Below are 3,965 nucleotides of genomic sequence, written 5' to 3' on the forward strand. Positions count from 1 at the left end.
ACGACTCCATACTGGGGCGGAACCGGATATCCCGCGAGGTACGCTGCGGACTCGTGATGGTCCACAGGCGACAAACCGATGAGCGGCCCGGTCGGCCGGGGACGACACTGCCGGAGGTGCTCTTCCAGCCCCCGCACTCACACGAGTACGGGGGCACTCGGCAGCGACTCGAGCAAGAACACGCCCGCCCACAGAATATTCAGCAGCAAATCGGCCAGTGCCATTGACGAGCTCTTGGCCGAAACTTATCTTCTGGTCCAAGTTGCGCACGATGTTCGAAATGTCGAACTTGATGGCCGTCAAAGGGGACAGCCCGTGTACCGCACCCGTTACTGCTTCGCTCTCGTGGCTGCTCGGTCGGGCCTGCCTTCTCCGCTCGGCACCCAGCCCGCCGCTGCCGCGTCGCCGATCCCCGCCACGTTCAGGCGAGAACTCCGGCTCCCCGGCCGTTGACCGGCCCAACGCCCGAGCGCCCCAACGCGACGTTCCGCGTCATGCGACAGCAGGTCCTGTCCCGCAGGCACAGAAACCGGCTTTCACCCTTGACCCCACCTGCAACCCGATCATGGCACCCGTAGTACGACAGGAGATCCACATGGCCAGGCTTCTCGGCCGGCTGGCGGCGATACTGGTCGCCGCCTGCCTGCTCCTCACGTCCCAAGCCCTGACCGCACCCGAGCGGGCCGCTGCCGCCGACCCGGGCTACCTGATGGTGCACTTCACCGGTGAGGGGTCGACCAATCAGCAGATGTACCTCTCGCACAGCACCGACGGCGTGAACTGGAACGACCTCAACGGCGGCGGCATGGTCCTGCGCTCCACGGTCGGCACGAAGGGAGTGCGCGACCCCGCACTGGTGAGATCCCCCGACGGCAGCAAGTACTGGATCATCGCGACCGACCTGTGCATCGGCTGCGGGCAGACGTGGGGCTCCTCCCAGACCGATGCCAGCCGCAACCTCGTGGTGTGGGAGTCCACGGACCTGGCCACCTGGTCACAGCCGCGCCTGCTCAACGTCGCCGGCGCCATCTCCGACGGACGCAACGCCTGGGCGCCCGAGGCGATCTGGAACCCGGCCACCAACGACTACGTCCTGTACTGGGCGACGAACGCCACCCTCAACGGCGTACTGAAGCACCGCATCTACTACGCCCGCACCACCGACTTCCGCACCATCACCACCCCCCAGCTCTACATCGACCGCCCCGGCACCCAGGGCATCATCGACACCCAGATCATCGAGACGCCGTCCGGCGTCGGCAACTACCGCTACGTACGGGCCTCCGGCGACGGCCAGATCACGCTCGAAGGCAGCAACTCGATCCTCGGGACGTGGACCACTCTCGGCAACCTCTCCGGCATCGGCCTCACCGGCTCCCAGGTCGAGGGCCCGATGTGGATGAAGTTCAACGGCAGCAACAAGTGGGCCCTCTACCTCGACCAGTACGCCACGGGCGGCGGGTACATGCCGGTCCTGACCACCAACCCCTCCGACCCAGCCACCTACCAGAGGCAGGCGTCGGGAAGCTACAACATGGGCGGCACCAAGAAGCGCCACGGCTGGATCCTGAACATGACGGCCGCCGAGGAGAGCCGCGTGCTCGCACGCTGGCCCAACACCACGATTAACCGGCTCCAGTCGTTCAACTTCCAGGACCGGTACGTGCGGCACGCCAACTTCGACGTGCGCATCGACCAGAACATCACTGGCCCGGACGCTCAGTTCCGGCTGCGGACGGGCCTTGCCGGCTCCGGCACCGTCTCCTTCGAGTCGGTGAACTTCCCTGGATACTTCCTGCGCCACACCAACTTCGACTTCCAGCTCGCCTACAACGACGGCACCACCGGGTTCGCCGCGGACGCCACCTTCCGCCAGGTCGCCGGACTCGCCGACGCGACATGGTCGTCGTTCCAGTCCTACAACCACCCCGACCGGTACATCCGCCACTACGCCTACCAACTGCGGCTCGACCCGATCACCACCGCGACGGGCCGCAGTGACGCCACCTTCCGCGTGACGAGCTGACCCGACCCGACCGGACAGGGATGCCGGCGCCCTCACGGCGACCTCCCACCCGTCTCCCCGACGGGGAAGGCGCCGGCATCCCACCCACGAGTGGTTTCGCACAGCGAGAGCGAGCGACGGTGAAGACCTCTCGTATGGTCCGGCGGCCGGACGTATCAGCAGTCCGCAGGCGGCGGCGAGTTGTCGAGCCGGCTCGACGCCACCTCGGGCACCGTGGCGGCGGACGCCTCCGGCAACGGCCGGAACGGAACCGTCAACGGCACCGCAAGCTGGTCGGGTGCCGGGGAAGGGCTCACGTTCAACGGCTCCGACACCTTCATCACGGTGCCGGACAACATCATGAGCGGCATGAACTCGATCACCGTCTCGATCTCGATGGACGTGCAGACCGATGCCACCCAGGCCACGCCGTACTTCCTCTACTGCTTCGGCAACACCAGCAACAGCGCCGGCAACGGGTACCTGTTCGCCACCGGCAACTCGCTGCGGACCGCCATCGCCTCCGAGGGTTTTCCACCGAGCAGAAAACCCAGGCCTCCCCCGCGCTGCCGCACTCGGTGTGGACACACGTCGCCTACACCCGAACCGGCACAACGGGCGTCCTCTACCAGGACGGCGTGAAGGCGGCCCGCAACACGGCGGTCACCATCACCCCCGGTTCCGTCGGGTCCGGCGTCACCACGGCCGACTGCATAGGCAAGTCGCTCTGCAGCGGTGCCAAGTTCTTCAAGGGCAAGATGTGCGACTTCCGGGTCTACAACCGTGCGCTGGCTCCCGGCGAGGTCCTCGAATCCCCAGGAAGACCGCGGGGCGTTCAGCCTCCGACGCGCCCGTGGCTTCGACCGGCCGTTCAACACCGCTATCTCCGGCTTCGTACTCGAGACGGGGACTAGCCTCGCCGCAGTCCCACGCCCCAAGCTCTCCTCGAGGAGGACAGACTGTCCGGGTCTGGGTGTCGCAGTCGGCTACGTCGGCCGTCGTCCCCGCTGCGTGGCGCGGAAGGCGAGGGGGGTGCGGCCGGTGTGGCGTTGGAAGAATTTACCGAAGTGGGTGGCGCTGGTGAAGCCAAGGCGGGTGGCCACGGTGGCGGCGGGATCGGAGCCGTGGGCCAGGAGGCGTTTGGCCTCCAGGACGAGGCGCCGGTCCAGATAGTCCTTGGCGCTGATCCCGGCGGCGGTCTGGGTGGCGCGGGTGAGTGTGCGGGTGGAGTAGCCGAGTTCGCGGGCGTAGTCGTCGATGCGGTGAGTGCGGGAGAGTTCCTGCTCGACGGCGTCGCGGAAGCGCAGGAAGGGCTCGGGGGCGGCTTCCGCGGCCGGGCCCGACTGCCGCAGATGGGCCAGGCGGAGCAACACGACATCGAGCAGGCGGTGCAGCAGGGCGGCGTGTACTGGCAGTGGGTGGCGGCCTCGCTGGGAGAACTCCGCTGCCAACTGCTCGGCCGAGGCCGCAAGGGTGTGGGCCTCTGCCGCGTCGGGGCTGTACAGGGGCATGCCGTAGGAGGTGCCGAGACCAGCCAGTTCAGCCGTGTCGGGGGAGACGAAGTCCTCCTGGAACAGGATCATCGTGGCCTCGGCCTGGTCGGGGTTCTGCCACTGGTGGACCTGACCGGGCCGGATCCACAGCCATGAGCCCGGCGGCAGAACGTACCCGGTGAAGTCGACCCGGTGACGCAGGGTGCCGGAGATGACCAGCACCAGGGTGTGAAAGTCCTGCCGGTGCGGGGTGGCGATGTGCCAGGGCCAGTCGCGGGTACGGTCACGAAAGTCGGCCAGGGTCATCACCTCCAGACCGGCCGGAGTGTCGGCCGGGGGCTGGAAGAGCACCTCCGGCAGTGTCGTCCCCGACCGACCGGGCCGCTCATCGGTTTGTCGCCTGTGGACCATCACGAGTCCGCAGCGTACCTCGCGGGATATCCGGTTCCGCCCCAGTATGGAGTCGT

At 67.5% G+C, this 3,965-nt stretch carries 4 protein-coding genes; 2 read left to right on the forward strand and 2 right to left on the reverse strand.

Annotation, left to right across the window (positions count from 1 at the left end; translation table 11 throughout):
* Positions 1 to 595 precede the first annotated feature (595 nt).
* Positions 596 to 2,026, forward strand: a complete 1,431-nt coding sequence (locus ACWD0J_RS41005) for a glycoside hydrolase family 43 protein (protein WP_451500961.1) — start codon at positions 596 to 598, stop codon at positions 2,024 to 2,026.
* Between the two features lie 155 nt (positions 2,027 to 2,181).
* On the opposite strand, the gene ACWD0J_RS41010 is transcribed toward ACWD0J_RS41005, so the two are convergent.
* Positions 2,182 to 2,433, reverse strand: coding sequence for a hypothetical protein (locus ACWD0J_RS41010; protein WP_451500962.1), 252 nt, complete (start codon positions 2,431 to 2,433; stop codon positions 2,182 to 2,184).
* Positions 2,434 to 2,583: 150 nt separating this feature from the next.
* Between ACWD0J_RS41010 and ACWD0J_RS41015 the strand changes: the two genes are divergently transcribed.
* Positions 2,584 to 2,919, forward strand: a complete 336-nt coding sequence (locus ACWD0J_RS41015) for a LamG domain-containing protein (RefSeq protein ID WP_451500963.1) — start codon at positions 2,584 to 2,586, stop codon at positions 2,917 to 2,919.
* A 72-nt stretch (positions 2,920 to 2,991) separates the two neighbouring features.
* On the opposite strand, the gene ACWD0J_RS41020 is transcribed toward ACWD0J_RS41015, so the two are convergent.
* Positions 2,992 to 3,849, reverse strand: a complete 858-nt coding sequence (locus ACWD0J_RS41020) for a helix-turn-helix domain-containing protein (RefSeq protein WP_451500964.1) — start codon at positions 3,847 to 3,849, stop codon at positions 2,992 to 2,994.
* Positions 3,850 to 3,965 lie beyond the last annotated feature (116 nt).

The sequence above is a fragment of the Streptomyces sp. NPDC003011 genome (genome assembly GCF_053591515.1).